Annotated in this window: 11 protein-coding genes and 1 tRNA gene; 5 read left to right on the top strand and 7 right to left on the bottom strand. The window is 54.4% G+C overall.

Features of this window, described 5'->3' with window-relative positions:
• Positions 1 to 8 precede the first annotated feature (8 nt).
• The gene (gene lgt, locus ACWHYZ_RS13635) at positions 9 to 797 is read right to left on the bottom strand and encodes a prolipoprotein diacylglyceryl transferase (protein ID WP_447983234.1); all 789 of its coding nucleotides are present in this window, start codon (positions 795 to 797) and stop codon (positions 9 to 11) included.
• Between the two features lie 97 nt (positions 798 to 894).
• Here lgt and ACWHYZ_RS13630 point away from each other — a divergent pair, with 97 nt between their 5' ends.
• The 3 genes from ACWHYZ_RS13630 (at position 895) to ACWHYZ_RS13620 (ending at position 2,649) form a co-directional block, all read left to right on the top strand.
• Positions 895 to 1,956 carry a tetratricopeptide repeat protein gene (locus ACWHYZ_RS13630; RefSeq protein ID WP_447983233.1) on the top strand — a complete coding sequence of 354 codons (1,062 nt, stop codon included), beginning with the start codon at positions 895 to 897 and terminating at the stop codon, positions 1,954 to 1,956.
• A gap of 226 nt (positions 1,957 to 2,182) precedes the next feature.
• On the top strand, positions 2,183 to 2,428 hold the full coding sequence (locus ACWHYZ_RS13625) for a YtxH domain-containing protein (RefSeq protein WP_447983232.1): 246 nt from the start codon (positions 2,183 to 2,185) through the stop codon (positions 2,426 to 2,428).
• 132 nt (positions 2,429 to 2,560) lie between these two features.
• Positions 2,561 to 2,649 (top strand) — tRNA-Leu (locus tag ACWHYZ_RS13620).
• A gap of 32 nt (positions 2,650 to 2,681) precedes the next feature.
• Here ACWHYZ_RS13620 and ACWHYZ_RS13615 read toward each other — a convergent pair.
• The 4 genes from ACWHYZ_RS13615 to ACWHYZ_RS13600 all read right to left on the bottom strand — a co-directional run bounded on the left by ACWHYZ_RS13615 (position 2,682) and on the right by ACWHYZ_RS13600 (position 6,377).
• The gene (locus tag ACWHYZ_RS13615) at positions 2,682 to 3,869 is read right to left on the bottom strand and encodes a tyrosine-type recombinase/integrase (RefSeq protein WP_447983231.1); all 1,188 of its coding nucleotides are present in this window, start codon (positions 3,867 to 3,869) and stop codon (positions 2,682 to 2,684) included.
• A gap of 15 nt (positions 3,870 to 3,884) precedes the next feature.
• Complete coding sequence (locus ACWHYZ_RS13610; RefSeq protein ID WP_447983230.1) at positions 3,885 to 4,223, bottom strand: helix-turn-helix domain-containing protein; 339 nt, start codon at positions 4,221 to 4,223, stop codon at positions 3,885 to 3,887.
• 452 nt (positions 4,224 to 4,675) lie between these two features.
• A complete protein-coding gene (locus ACWHYZ_RS13605) occupies positions 4,676 to 5,101 on the bottom strand; it encodes a hypothetical protein (RefSeq protein ID WP_447983229.1) in 426 nt (141 codons plus the stop codon).
• Positions 5,102 to 5,561: 460 nt separating this feature from the next.
• Positions 5,562 to 6,377 (bottom strand): hypothetical protein, encoded by an 816-nt coding sequence (locus ACWHYZ_RS13600; RefSeq protein ID WP_447983228.1) that lies wholly within the window; start codon positions 6,375 to 6,377, stop codon positions 5,562 to 5,564.
• Positions 6,378 to 6,858: 481 nt separating this feature from the next.
• Here ACWHYZ_RS13600 and ACWHYZ_RS13595 point away from each other — a divergent pair, with 481 nt between their 5' ends.
• Complete coding sequence (locus ACWHYZ_RS13595) at positions 6,859 to 11,796, top strand: AAA domain-containing protein (RefSeq protein WP_447983227.1); 4,938 nt, start codon at positions 6,859 to 6,861, stop codon at positions 11,794 to 11,796.
• Between the two features lie 99 nt (positions 11,797 to 11,895).
• Here ACWHYZ_RS13595 and ACWHYZ_RS13590 read toward each other — a convergent pair whose 3' ends face one another.
• A complete protein-coding gene (locus tag ACWHYZ_RS13590; RefSeq protein WP_447983226.1) occupies positions 11,896 to 12,498 on the bottom strand; it encodes a recombinase family protein in 603 nt (200 codons plus the stop codon).
• Between the two features lie 399 nt (positions 12,499 to 12,897).
• Here ACWHYZ_RS13590 and ACWHYZ_RS13585 point away from each other — a divergent pair, with 399 nt between their 5' ends.
• Positions 12,898 to 13,776: a hypothetical protein gene (locus ACWHYZ_RS13585; RefSeq protein WP_447983225.1), complete on the top strand. Its 879-nt coding sequence runs from the start codon at positions 12,898 to 12,900 to the stop codon at positions 13,774 to 13,776.
• 134 nt (positions 13,777 to 13,910) lie between these two features.
• Here ACWHYZ_RS13585 and ACWHYZ_RS13580 read toward each other — a convergent pair whose 3' ends face one another.
• Positions 13,911 to 14,414 (bottom strand): AI-2E family transporter, encoded by a 504-nt coding sequence (locus tag ACWHYZ_RS13580; protein WP_447983224.1) that lies wholly within the window; start codon positions 14,412 to 14,414, stop codon positions 13,911 to 13,913.
• Between the last annotated feature and the right edge of the window lie 268 nt (positions 14,415 to 14,682).

The following is a 14,682-nucleotide window of genomic DNA, read 5'->3' as shown; positions in this document are numbered from 1 at the left end:
GACAGTCTTTAACGCTTCTGACGAGCCTGCCAGTATCCAAAAGCCAGCATGAATGCACCGAGGAAGACCATTGGCACGCTGAGAAATTGACCCATAGTGATCGCCCCGGCAATAAATCCAAGGTGCAGGTCCGGCTCACGGAAGAATTCCACGATAATTCGACACACCCCATACCCAAAAATAAAGGTCCACATGAGCGTCCCCGGGGGAGTCGGTCGACGCCCGATGAGCCACAGCACGATGAAAAGAAGTCCACCTTCCAGCGCCGCTTCATAGAGTTGAGATGGATGGCGGCATTCCGGCCCTCCGCCTGGGAATACCATGCACCACTCGACATCCGTGGGTCGGCCGTAGAGCTCGCCATTAATAAAGTTGCCGAGTCGGCCGAATCCTAACCCGATCGGCACGGTAATCGCGACGAGATCCGCAATCGTGTAGACCGGAAATCCTTGCCGCCAGCAATACAGGAGCAGCGCGATGGTCACACCAAGTAATCCGCCATGGAAGGACATGCCCCCTTCCCAGACCGCGGCAATCTTGAGAGGGTGTTCGAGGTAATACGGCAGATTATAAAATAAGACGTAGCCGAGGCGACCACCGGCAAAGACCCCGACTGCCGCATAGACAATGAGGTCATAGAGTTGCTCCTTCGTCATGGCCACGCCCCGAGCCGCGGCCCGTGCCTTAATGACGAAGTAGGCCGTAGTCAGCCCCAGCAGATACATTAGCCCGTACCAGCGGAACTGCAGCGGACCGATGCGGAGAAACACGGGATCGATATTGGGATAAGGTATCATCGTGGGCGCTGATAGTAGAGGACCGGCACCCGATTTTGCAACCATGTCGATTCCAAGAGTACGGATTTGGCGATGTCAGCGAATAGCGTGGAGGGCTGTGCTGTCTACGCTGATGCTTGCCGGCGTGATGCAGGTCATGAGCCGGGTGGAGGATGGTACGGCTTCGGCAGATATTCTTGCTGCCTCCTCCAGAGCACTTGATGGGGACGAGTTGCTGCGGATCGGTGATCTTCATGAAGTGCAGCACCATTGGCAGGAGGCTTTGCCCTATTACCAGCGCGCCTTAGCCGCATTCCGGGAGAAACGCGCGCGACGCGGAGAGGCCCGGGCGCTCTTGAAGATCGGGCAGGTCCTCGAGCGACAGAACCGCCTCGATGAAGCGTTTGCGTCAGTGGACGAAAGTCTCCGCGTGCTCTCCGGGCTCTCACGGAGTCGCGATTGGAAGATGCAGGGGCACACGCTGCTGCAACGTGGCCAGATCGCCGAGGCCTTGGAGCGATGGACTGAAGCCGTGACATCGTATGAGCAAGCCGGGAATGTATTGAAGCGAGCACATGACCCTGAAGGGCGAGTCGAGGCGCTGGTAAAACAGGGCTTGCTCCAGATTCGACACGATGAAGTGAGCGAGGGGCTGACCCTCTTGCAAGACGCGTATCAAGCAGCTGTGCAGCACTCGCTCTCGGGCCAGCAAATGATCGCATTGCTTGGTATTGGAGAGGCACACCTACACTTCGAAGACCCGGAAACCGCTCGTCGATCTTTTGAGGAGGGACTTACACTCGCGCAGTCGCTGCAGGAGATGCAACAAGAGGCGGTTTTTAGTATACGATTGGCTCGCCTACATCAGTCAGTCGGCGAGTATAGTGTCGCCGGAGACCTCGCGCAACGCGCGCTAGTGCTCTATCAATCGATCCGGGATCGGCCGGGGCAGGGCGAAGCACTCTCCCTCTTGGGAACAATCGATCTCGATCAAGGCGAGGCTGAAAAGGCGACGGCGCATTACCAGGGCGCCCTAGAGCTTTACCGGGCCCTGAGGGACCGTGCTCGGGAGGCGGGGAGTCTCATTAACCTCGGTATTGTCAGCGACTCACAGGGTTTTAGTCAGTCCGCTCAAGAGTTGTATGGTAAGGCCCTCTCTCTTTTTCAGTCTAGCCCCTAAGCCACCTATCGCCAGTGTCCTCTTTCTGAGACGCTCTTTCTGTCCTCGGTGTTGTGAAAAATGAACAGCTGACTGATCGCCAAGGCAGGCGGTTGAATTCGGATGGCCGATTTTGCTCGCATATTTTCGTACAGCGATTTGGCACATGGAATGCTTAAACTATCACATGAGCGCTCAGGAGAATCGGGTAAGTGTTCTACATCACTTTTTCAATAAGGAGTAGATCATGACGAATAGAGCCAAGATGACCGCGTTGGCGACAGGTAGCGCCGTGATTGGTGCCGGGCTCGGTCTCCTGTTGGCGCCTCAGTCCGGTGCGGAGACGCGCCGACAGGTTCGGGAATACGCCAAGCGCGCGCAGGAGCAAGCGGCTAGCCTGAGCCGTAGCGTGAAAGCAGGGTACGAACACGCCATTGAGCAAGGAAAGCTATCTCAGGAAAATCAGACACGCCGACCGGTTGAAGCTGCCTAGAGACATGAGCGGCCTTGCCGTTTTGAATGTGGACTGAGGCCTGCGCGATACGAGGCGCAGGCCTGTCAACTTTCGGGTTGGAATATTGACCCTCACGGAACCGGATGTTACAGTCACCCCCGGTCTTTTGCGGCCGGAGTGGCGGAATAGGCAGACGCCTGGGACTTAAAATCCCATGGGCCGAAAGGCCCGTACCGGTTCGATCCCGGTCTCCGGCACCACCTTTCAATAGGTTATGCAGTCTTCCCACGCCTCACCTTCCTCTGATTTCTGAGATTGTGCCCAAAGTGTGCCTAACCTGCGCTGAGCGGATTGCCTTGGTATCGGCTTCGTGGAGGGTGGCGAGTTTCTTCATCCCGTCCGCCAAGTCGGCTTCACTGACGATCGCGTAGCGTCGATAGACGCTCTCGGTTTTGTGGCCCGTCAACTTCATCGCAACTGATCGGGGCACCCCGGCACGTTCCAAGTTCCTAACGGCGGTTCGCCGGAAATCGTGGGGAATTCGGCCGGGGACACCCGCTCTAGTACACGCATCGCTCCACGCTTTGCGAAAATCGAGGATCCGACGTCCATCGCGATGGAACACCCATGGAATGATCACGTCTTTATCCCGTTCGAGTTGTGCGGTCAAATCATGTTGAGCCGTGAGTAGGTTCTCGAGTTCATGCAAGACGACGAAGGGCAAGACGCGCCCTTCATCATTCTTTGTTGTGCCAGGATCCAAGCGGACCGTGCCTGCAGAGAAGTCCACCTGACGCCATTGGAGCGGCAGAATCTCACTTTGCGTGCGCCAGCCGGTTAGATAGGCAAAGGTCACCACTGGCTGCAAGGCGGAAGGGAGATGGCGGCGGACGGCTTCGAAGTCTGGCCGCTCAAAGAAGCCGGTGCGGACATTGTGCACAGAAAGAATGGGAAACGGGGGACAGACTGCCTTGCCAGCTCGCTGCGCCAGACGAAAGGCCCGTCGCAAGATGCTCAAATCGTTTTTAATCGTCGCCAAGGCAATGTTATCTGCAAGCCGTGCCGCCACATAGGCATCGAGACGATCGAGGGTGATATCGATCGCCAGGGATAGGCCGAAAAAGCCACGGACCGCTTCGAGGCTCGCCAGCATCCGGGACAATGACCGCCGGCTATTGATTCGATAGTCGTTTTCGATGATGCGGGCGAGATCCTCAAACGTGGTCCGGCAAAGCGCCGGCCCGTGAAATTGGGGGCCGCTCATTTCAGTCCACCGGCGTTTGAGCAAATTTAAGGCATCCTTGCGGACGGTGGATCCAGAGGACTCACGATAGGCATTGCCTCTAAAGTGGTATTTGATCCACCAGACGTTTCCCCGTTGGTAGAGCATTCCTTCGCCCCGCTCACGCTTTTTTTCTCCCGTTTCCATCTGGTCGTTCCCCTTTGTGTACCTCATCCGGTGCTGTGCGTCAGGTGCCATAACGGGCCTGCCTCGTCAAGCCTTCTTTTGCCGTTCGAACCAGCGGCGCAATCTAGCTTCAGGAAACAACAATGTTTTACGCGTTGGCTGGCTATGGGGTAGATGCTTTTTGTGCCTGTACAACCATTGTTCGGTGACATGGAATTGCTCACAGACCTCCGGCACAGTCAGATACCGCTCTTTTTCTTCTGGTATCGTATGCTCCTCCCGTCCGTTCACGTGATGCCCGTTCACCAACCTGGCCGCAACGGCGCTTTGACAGGCGGCCAGGTACGCCATGACCGCCGCTAATGAGTCCGTCGGGGTTTCGGCAATCGCCTTGGGCAATTCATCGAGCAGACTTTGTAAATTCATGCCGTCATGCTATCGAGCAAAAGCCCTCGAATCAGGGATTATCGGTAAAGCGGGACCGTGCGCGCCTTCATGCGCTTGTGAACCCTCGATTTTTTGATTTCCATACATAGCCACACCGCTTTGGTCATGGTAAAAGGCGATTCAATATCAAGCGCATGAACCGATCTCTGGATGCCTGGCCCCGGCCAGCCTACCAGAGCAAGCTGGCCGGAGGGGTTTCAGATAGCCAGGGTGGATGCACTTCAGTCCCCGACCGAAGTGTCCGCGAGCGCCTCTTGTGGTCATGCGCCCCGGATTGATGACAACCGAATTGCGATTGCGAGCGCCAGCAGCAGCGATTCTTAATGCCTGGGGTGGTACAGGTACAGGTTCAGGTAGTAGGGAGGGAAGGTATCGGTCAAGGTTCCGGTAACGGTTCTTTGTCTGGGTATCCTTTTGGTTCGCTCTCATCATTACCCTGTCAGTCTCTCGAGGACTTCATCGATCACTGAGTATTGCTGGGCTGGCGTGCGGTCAGATTGTTTTGCCGTCTTCTTGACGGTTCGGATGCGAGCTCGGAACACCTTGCCGCGGAACACTGCCGTGCTTATACGGTCGGCACGGTTAGGACGATCGCCATGGGCAAGAACGTATGCACACCAAAATTTGTACGATGGCGTCCATCGCCCCTTAGGGGCTGCGTTACAGGCCATGTACAACTCGGCTCCAAGCCATGGTCCAGGGGTAATAATCTTGAACCAAAGAAACAGTTTCTCCTGTCCCCACATCCATTCCCTTTCTGCCCGCGTGAAGGCCACTTCGTAATGATCGCCCGGAGGGATAACCTGTGGAATCGTTGCATTGTTCGCAAATTCCAGGTCGGAGTTTGTGCTCTTCATAATTTACCGCCTGATCGCCCCTAGACTTGCTCCCAATGCCCAGCGTGTTTTGAAATGACGTCTCCTAAACAAGCTGGGCAGTATTTGGCGAAGGTTCGTTACCGAAATGAGTTTCTCAAAGTCCTCCATCTGATGCACGTCTGGGTCGTTTGCCAAGGCGATACGGCCATAACGGGCACGTCGTCACGGGGCAGTTTCGAATTTCCTTGGGTTGGTTGCAGGTGCAATCCTGGCACTTCGCTCTCATAGCTTTTATGGGTGTCAGTTCTTTCATGGCCCCTCCTTGGTGAAAATTGGGCACGTAGCCCAAGGTTTTTATTCCGATGCCATCATCCGTCTTCTTCTCTGCACGATCGAGTTCAGTCCACGGAAAGAGCTAATCATTTAGGGTGGCAGCGCTGCGACGAACTTGCTAACATTGCTATATAAAATGCAAGTCATGTGTGCAAAAAAATAGCGTTCAAGTTCCTTGATCGACAAGTCGATGAAGCGTTTCAAGGTCATCCAGAGGGGAATGGCTCGTCACCCATTTGATTTGCTCAACGGCCTGTTCGCTGCGTCCCTTCTCTAACAGGGCGCACGCTTCTTTCAGGGTATCTTGAAAAATCCATTGACGCGTGAGCATAAGCGAGGCCCAGTGTGCTAATCCCGGTTCTCGAGTATAGAGGCGGCTTGGGCTGTTACCGAGTAAAGCAATGGCATTGGATTTCACGAGTGAGACCTCATCATACGAAAAGTGGGGGGGCGGCTTAACCGGTTCGCCGACGAGCGTACACTCGGACGACCATCGCGGCTTTCGCCCGAGAGGTCTCCATTCGGGGACCATGCGAACCACGTCAACGCAGAGGCGCCGGATAATGGATTCCTGCAGAGCAATGCCAAAAAACGACTGAAACTCCTCGGAAGGACTCGGCCGCGGCTCTTCCCAATTAGCCGCGAGCAGGCGAAGAAAATCATCCGCGCATTCCCAAACGGCTCGGCGATAAAGAGTCAGAAATCGTTCTTCCGTTCTCCACACCCTCAATAGGGCACTCGTCACACCCACCGTTCGAGCAATCGCCGACAAGGTTTCCCGCTTCGGAGCGCCATACTGCAGAAGCGCCACTGCGGCTTTTACCTTGTGAATTGGAAACGGAATATCCTCTCCTTTCGGCACCCCGGCTCGTTCACCGCCATACTCTAGGATATAGGTGGGGACTTTGTGCTCGGACCATTCCTCAAGAAAGGAACCAGCCGTTTTGGGAGTAGTCGGAAATTTCGGTGTAGGCAGTGACATCGATAACATTGTAACTCGTTGCGTTATTTATGTCAACCTGGATATATTCGCGGGTCGATGAGGTAATCGGAAAACCCCTTCGATGTTCACGTCCGAATTGATAGGAATATCAGGGTGCATGAGAAGGCATGAATGCTATACAAAAATCATTCCTTATCTGAATGGTAGCCATTTGAGTCATCCAGGACTAAGGGCTGATTGCGTTGTTACCCCAACGACCCTAATATATAATTCTTTTTCTATATAATGCCTTCTAACCATGCATGACTGAGGCGATACGATGACGCCATCTTCTGACACCGCTGGTGCACGCTTCGCGCGATTCCTTCGCGCCGCGGTGGCCGTAAAGACAAAAACTGTCTCCGAGGTAAACAAATATCCGACGGTTATATGGTTTTCAAATCTACCATCGGACACGGGGTCCGTTCGCTCCCCATTGTTCTTGGAGAGCTGGGATGCCGATGATTTCAGATGGCTAGTCATGTCGCGAGTTACCGAGCAAGACGTACCGGCCGTACCTGAGATGTGTGTGCCATGGCTTGATGGAGTCGACGTCACCTCGCTGGACACCGAGCCATCACTAAATGTCACCCGTATCGAAACGAGCCAGACCGGCAAAGAGACTCTCATAGAGCCCACCGATAAAGTACACGAACAGTGGGCCGCATATATTGTGGAGAAGTGGCGGCCATGGGCAGAACGAATGACGCTCGCACGGCGCACGAGAGCAAGCTATCAGAAGTTGTTCGCGGCATACCAAGAGCGACTGGGCCGGGACGATGCCTACGACTTATTCATTGGCGTGGGATTATTGCATTCCCGAAACGATAGGGATCAACCGATTCGTCGTCATCTCATTGCATTCCCCGCCGAGCTGCAATTTGATAGCAAGACCGGTACGCTGACAGTCTTGCCAGCACTTGACTTCGACCAGGCTAGGGTAGAACTGGATTTCTTACCTCCGTCCCAGCGGGCGGTCCTGACAAGAAAGATAGACGACTTGCTACCTGCTATTCGTCAGGTTGGACCGGTGATTCAGGACCGGCCAACGCTCGGCACTATTGTCGCCTCCCTCGTACACTGCCTGGATTCAGATTCGAGCTATGTGGATGAGCTTTTGCCACAGGATGCCAACCAAGGCCAGATACGCGCCTCTTTCGCACCGGCAATCATAATGCGACCTAGGGGCACACGTTCAATTGATGCACTTTTGGAGCAAATAGATGGTGACGTATCAGGCGAGAATGCGCGTGTGTCAAATGAGGAGACTTCGATACCGTGGCGGAGACTTATTGAGGACGAGAGAGCCTGGCGTAACAATTCCGAGGAGCATAACAGTGCGCCACAGAGTCGTGAACTTGAACGCGTGTTTTTTCCGCTACCTAGCAATGAAGAGCAGTCAAGAATTGTCAAATACGCGACAGGTACGGCGGGCGTAGTTGTGCAGGGACCGCCGGGCACGGGGAAGAGCCATACCATTGCGAATCTCATTTCACACTATCTCGCAACGGGGAAGCGGGTCCTCGTCACAGCACAGACGGCTCAGGCGCTTCAGGTCCTTCGCGACAAGCTACCAAAAGACCTGCAGACGCTATGCGTCAGTCTGTTAGGGACGGGGAACGCGAGTGATAAAGAGCTTCGGCGAAGTGTTAACGGCATCTTGGCTAGGCGCCAAGAGATAGAGCATCCAGCCGCGTACGAACGTGAGGCAGCACGACTCGAAGTAAGGCTCGTGGAAAGTGAAACCAAGCTACTTTCACTTGAACGGCTACTGCGAGATGCGCGAGCAGCCGAGACGGAGACACTGGAGCCAGCCTCCGGGTACCGCGGCACACGGGCCGCCATAGCGAGGCGCTTAAAGGAGGAAGAATCAGCAATTGGATGGATACGAGACGAGATTTCCTACGACCAACCGTGTCCCACGTGCGAACTCGGTTGGACGGGTCTGGCAGACTATCACGCTTCTCTAGCGGAAGAGGTTAGACAAGCACGAGGCAAGATTGTCTTAGACTTGCCTTTCGACGGTTTGGAAGGCGTTCATGTGTTGGAACGTATCAATGACTTAAAGATTAAGGTGACGGAAAAGTACCTTTCGTCCATCCCGACGATTCCTGAAGGTGTCGACCATACCGCGTTAACTGAGCTGCTGGCTTGGCTTGAGTCCTTACTAACGCTTGAAACAGGAGGCTCGCCCGACGATTCTGTCTGGATCTCCGAATTACGGACTGGTGTGTTACGCAACGATCTTGCTTCGTGGCAGGCATTACGATCAGAAGCAGCAGGAAAGCTCAATGCTCTTTCTGATGGCGTCGTTTCACGTATGAAAAAAGTCGACGTCGTGCAACGTAGCTGTTCTGAAGCACGTCAAGCCTTGAAACGGTTGTCGGACCATTATGGATCTGGTGGTGGAAGAAGAGTGTTGGGCGTATTTAAGCCGGCTGTTGTGAAAGATACCGAATGGGTAGAACAAAGTGTGAGGCTTGATGGCGCGCCGGTGCGCACCCCGGACGAAATCGATGACGCTCTGCAAGCGTTGGAGGGGATGGCATCCCTTGATGGAGCATGGGACGTATGGAATCGATGGCCTGCCCATCGTGGTGGTTCACCACGCCAGCAGGTCGCTACACTAGCTAACCGTCTTAAAACGCTTGATGCTTTTCTGATTCTCGGTGCCTCCCGGGATAGGCTAATACTCATTGTGCGGCAGTGGCTCACATCCGTCGCAGTAACAAAATCTTCGACTGAGGAGGCAGTACGAGATTGTCAGCGGCGGCTTGCTGAGGTACTCCTGCAAAATGCTCAAGCAGAGCGTGATCGGATGCTGTCGAGTCTTAGCATTGTAATTGGACGTTTAGACGTGGTTCCACCAATTCTCCACTTTCGTGAAGCTATGCTTTGCGAAACTCCAAAGCTCGCCCATGAGGCTCTCGCTGCCCTGAGTGAAGAACAGAAACAGAATGCAGTGCATCGTCAGTACGTCACATTCCTGAAAGAGTTGTCAAAATTGGCACCGAGCCTTGCGGCGCAGATAGCAGTGGACGAGGGAAGCAACAAATGGACTGCGCATTTCTCAAACTTCCCGAAGGCATGGGTCCATCGGTGCGTTTCTACGTGGCTTGCGACCGTGCTTCAAAAAGACCGCATAGAAATTACCGATCGTGCAGCGCGCGACGAGAGAAGCCGTGCCCATGACCTGCTCCGTGACCTTACTATCGCACGTGCCTGGCATGCGGCGCTTCAGCGGATCGACGATTCGACGCGGGCTTCGCTAAGAGCCTGGACTCAAGCTGTCGCCGACATCCCAGCTTCAGGGCCGTCGATTTTTCGTAGGAGAGCGGTTGCACGTTCTTTTTTGCCGAAGTGTCTTGATGCGATTCCAGCTTGGGTAGTGTCTCTTGGCCGTCTATATGAGACGGTCGACGCCAGACCGGGGATGTTTGACATCGCGATAGTTGATGAGGCGTCACAGTGCTGGCTCGATTCATTGGTATTGTTTTACCTCGCCAAACAGATCATCGTCGTCGGCGATGATAAGCAGATTTCTCCAACCGTCGTCGGCGTAAAAGATGGAGAGATAGATGCCTTGGCGCAGAGCTACATTTCTGATTTCAAGTATCGCGGCAACTTTACGATACAGTCTAGTCTGTTCGATCATGCTCTCCGATATTTGCCTGCTGGAGTTCCACTACAAGAACATTTTAGATGCGTACCGGAAATCATTCGATTCAGTAACGAACTCTGCTACGCCGAAAAGCCTCTCATCCCGCTCCGTCAGTGTGGCAAAGAACGCCTACAGCCGCTTAAAACAACTTATCTGCCAAACGGGCTACGACACGGAGATATCAATGACATTGAGGCCAGAGCTATTGTCGACGCGATCGCGCATTGTCACACTGATGAAGCATACGAGGAAGGTGAGTTCGGAGTTATCTGCCTGCAGGGAGATGACCAGGCATTACACATCCAGCAGCTCCTACTAGAGCGCCTTGGACCTGGTGTATTTGAAAAGCGGAATCTTCGTTGCGGAAACCCCTATGCTTTCCAAGGAGACGAACGCGATGTCATATTTCTAAGTATGGTTGCAGGGCCGAATACCACGAATGCCACTTTGACGACACGAATGTACGAGCAGCGGTTTAATGTTGCCCTTAGCCGTGCTAAGGATCAGCTTTGGCTGTTTCACAGCGTGCGGGAGCAAGATGTCAGCCCCAAGTGTCTGCGCCGGCGCGTTCTCGAGTTTTTTTACCAACCGACCGATTTGTCGATACGCGGATCCGCTCTCAACATACCTCACCTCAGGCTTCTGGCATTGCGTGCCGATCGTCAACGCGAGGGTCCGCCTTCACCATTTGAGAGTTGGTTCGAATTGGATGTTGCGCTGGCTCTGTCAGGTCATGGGCTTGCCGTGTCTGCCCAAATACAGGTCGCAAAGCGGCGCATTGACTTAGTGATTGAGGGTGACGGAACGAGGTTGGCAGTTGAGTGCGACGGTGAGGCATGGCATGGCCCGGATCGCTTTGCTGAGGATCTCTTTCGTCAGCGGCAACTCGAAAGAGCTGGCTGGCGATTCGCTCGCATTCGGGAGAGTATGTTTTACTCCAATCAAGATCATGCTATCGCGGAAATCATCGCGGCATGGGAGGAGTTGAACGTAGAATGCGAAACGTCCACCGCCAGGAAAGGCCCAACACCGCATTATAACGGTGAGACAACATCGGCAGAACCGGCAACGTCGACAAGGCAAAATCTATCCGTGCAGACGGCAGTTTTAAAGAGTACCGGCCTCAGCGATGATTCCGGCGATGAACGAGGCGAACCTGAAGACGTGACGGATCAACTTGCCGAGGTCGCTTTGAGTACCGAGCGAGATGGGCCTTTTACCGGCTACGCCAGTAAGGATTACCCAGATCCGCGCGTTGCGCCGCCAAGCAATATACGGGAGGCTGTACTGGATATTGTCAAATCAGACGGCCCACTCCCAAAGGCCTCAATCTATGCTCTTTACCGAGATGGTTGCCCTCGTATTGAACGAGCAAGGAAGAGTTTGAAGCAGGCAGTCAATCGCGCGCTCGCTGGGCTGGAGCGTGCTCACATGCTCGAGAGCCGAGATGAGGGTGGACGAAGAGATCCGGCGGACGTGGTAGTGAAGCTGCCTTCGCAGCCATGGATCGATAGTCGTGTACTGGGGCGGCGGGGCCTAAACGACGTCCCGCTTTCTGAGCTTGCGGTAGTGATGAAAGCAATAAATGGTCATTCTCCACCAACTGTTGAAACCTCAAAACAGATTCTATTTAGAGCACTCGCTCGTCGGTTCAAGGTTCAGCGCCTCACAGCGCAATGGATTCCGCGACTTGAAAAGGCACTCCTCATCGCATTCGATGACGACTCTAGCAACCACAAACACTCAGTCCTAAGTTAGCATGCAGGCTATTGGTGCTGCTGAAAAGTATCAACAATTCGGCTCAACAGTGCTGACGAGCTGTTAAGATGCCGTTTGCGCCTGCACGGAGGCGACTTTTTAGGCCACTGCGACCGTATCTAATATTCGTTTAACGGTACCAATTCCAATACCAATCTCCTTCGCGATTTTGATGATGCCTTTACCTTCAGCTCTCAACAGTACGACTTTTGCCTCTTTCTCGCTGTCGAGACGGGGCCGTCCCAGCCGTTTACCTTGAGCCTTGGCTCGTGAGAGACCGGCCTTCACTCGTTCCACGATCATCGATCGTTCAAACTCAGCAAACACGCCCATCATCTGGAATAAGGCCTTGCCAGCCGGGGTCGTGGTGTCGAGCCCTTGTTGGTGCAGATAGAGGTCAAGCCGTTTGCCCTGCAGCTCGCCGAGGAACGTGACAAGGTCCTGTAGCGATCTACCCAGGCGATCCACGGACCAGGCGGCAATGAGGTCAAATTCTCGTCGCGCCATGGCTTTGCACATCGCGTTGAAGGCAGGACGCGCTTCTCGCCCTTTGGCCCCACTGACCCCATGGTCCACGTACTGAACCGTAATCTCCCACCCATGGCGTTCAGCCGCACACTGTAGCTCCCGGAGCTGATTGTCCGTCGTCTGGCCGTCGGTGCTGACTCGCGCATAAATGGCGACTCGCTTGCCCTTGTGCATGGGAGCCTCGTACATGCATTAACTGCTGAGTGGTATAATGCGTGAGCGCTCAAGCATTGTCAAGGGATATTACTTGACTCCGCCTGATCGCTCTGGCATCCTCCATCGCCATGAGAAAGAAGAAGAATCCCCACGCTGTCGCATTAGGTCGGAAAGGGGGCCTTAAAGGAGGGCCAGCGAGAGCCGCTAAATTGACACCAGAACAACGCCGTGCGAGCGCCAAAAAGGCTGCCCAGGCTCGATGGAAGAATCGGAAGCCCAAATAGAGCGGATCGGCGTGGTCGTGATCAGCATCCTTGCTGAGTAATGGCAGCCGGCCATCCAAAGCGCATTCTGCCCATGCCTCTCGACCAATGCCGGCTCTGTGGCGCAAATTCCGAATTGCAAGAGAGTCATGTTTTGCCGGCGTTCATCTATCGCTGGCTACGAGACACGTCCGGTAAGAGTCACCTGCGATCGGGCCAAATGCCCAACCAGCGGATCCAGGACGGGCATAAGCGTTACTGGCTCTGCTGCGCGTGTGAGCAGCTTTTCAGTGCGTCAGAAACGCGGTTCGCATCCAATCTCTTTTATCCGTACACCAAGGACGCAACAAAGCCGATCGGGTATGGCCCGTGGCTGCTGCACTTCTGCGTGTCGGTCTCATGGCGAGTGTTGCAATTCTTTAAGGACGAGACGTCACTTGAAGGCTACGATCCTGACGGACTGGAAGCCACCGCCAAAGCAGACCAGGCATGGAAAGAGTATCTGCTTGGACAAAGTCCTCATCCCGGCCGTTTTGAGCAGCATCTGTTACCTTTGGGAGCAATCGAATCTTCTTCGGCTGGAACAGATTCCCTCCCTCCCAACATCAATCGATACCTCATGCGGATGGTTGACAAAGGCCTCTGCCGAGGAAGCGATGGCAGCATCTTTGTCTATTCGAAGTTGCCCCGCATCTTGGTCGTCGGGTTTGTGCACGGGGGCCGCAAAAATCAATGGAACCGCACGAAAGTACATGTAAGAAACGGCTCAATCGAGCCGGGGACCGAATATCGCATCCCAGGCGTACTATTTCAGTTCATCATGGAGAGGGCAAAACAGGCTGCTCAAATGATGGGGAGTGTCTCCGCACGCCAATTACAAAAGATCGACGCTTCTTTCGAGAAGAACATTGAAGATTTTGTCGGCAGTGACGAGTTCATCGCCATGCAGACTGACGTCGAAATGTTTGGAGACGTAGCATTTACCAGGAAATGTCAGACGCCTTCGGCACCTGAGGACGGGGCGAATTTGTAACGCCAAGCAATTGGGAAAATGCCGTGACGCAACAAGGACAGAGGGCGCCGATTATCGCTATTCGGAAACCAACTGTTTTCTGAATAGCCCATTATGGGGAAACGGTGGCACGGAAACATTGGCTTTTTGGGCGCCTATTTCGGGGAGGTTTTCTGTATAGCGGGTGCTCTCCTCTTGGCGATTGGTTCCGTCAAGACCGGGGGATCCCAACCAGTCTCATACTCTTCTTCGTAAATGCTTAGCGCCGTCATCAGAACCGCGAGCAGGATCGGCCCAATGAACATTCCGATGAATCCGTAGGCCGCCAGGCCGCCCACGATACTGAAAAATAAAAACAGCGTGGACAGTTGGACATCGTGCCCGATCAGGAGGGGCTTGAGGAAGTTGTCCACCAATCCGACCACCACGACGCACCACGCGACGAGAGCCACCGCGGACCAGATCGACGCCGTCGCGAACAGGTATATCGCCAGAGGAACCCACACGAGAGCCGTCCCGCCGAAGGGCGACACGGCGCAGAGCGCGCTCAGCGCCGTCATCAATAAGGGAAACGGCACACCAAGCGCAAAATAGGCGATGCCGGCGAGGAGTCCCTGGGCTAAGCCAGTCAGCACCACGCCTTTCACGACGGCGGTCATCGTCTGATCGAGCGAACCTTTGCTTATGTTCAGGCCATAGCCGGTACGATTTTGGGTTCACCGTCTGGGTGGTATTGAAAGCGACACCACGGTGTTGGAACGTCTCAAACCGCTCAGTAAAGGCAGCAATTGGATGCGCTGCTAGAGAGACCTCCGGCATGGCGAGCGAGCGAAGCGATTCGTCTCTTCATGCGGGCACCAACTGGTGTTTTCGATGGTTGCATTGTCCACGGTTATCGGGGCATGTAAAATGGCCGAGGATACGCTT

This window comes from Nitrospira sp. Nam74, from assembly GCF_965152615.1.
Note: the sequence above shows the minus strand (reverse complement) of the source record. Positions and strands in the feature narration are given on the sequence as shown.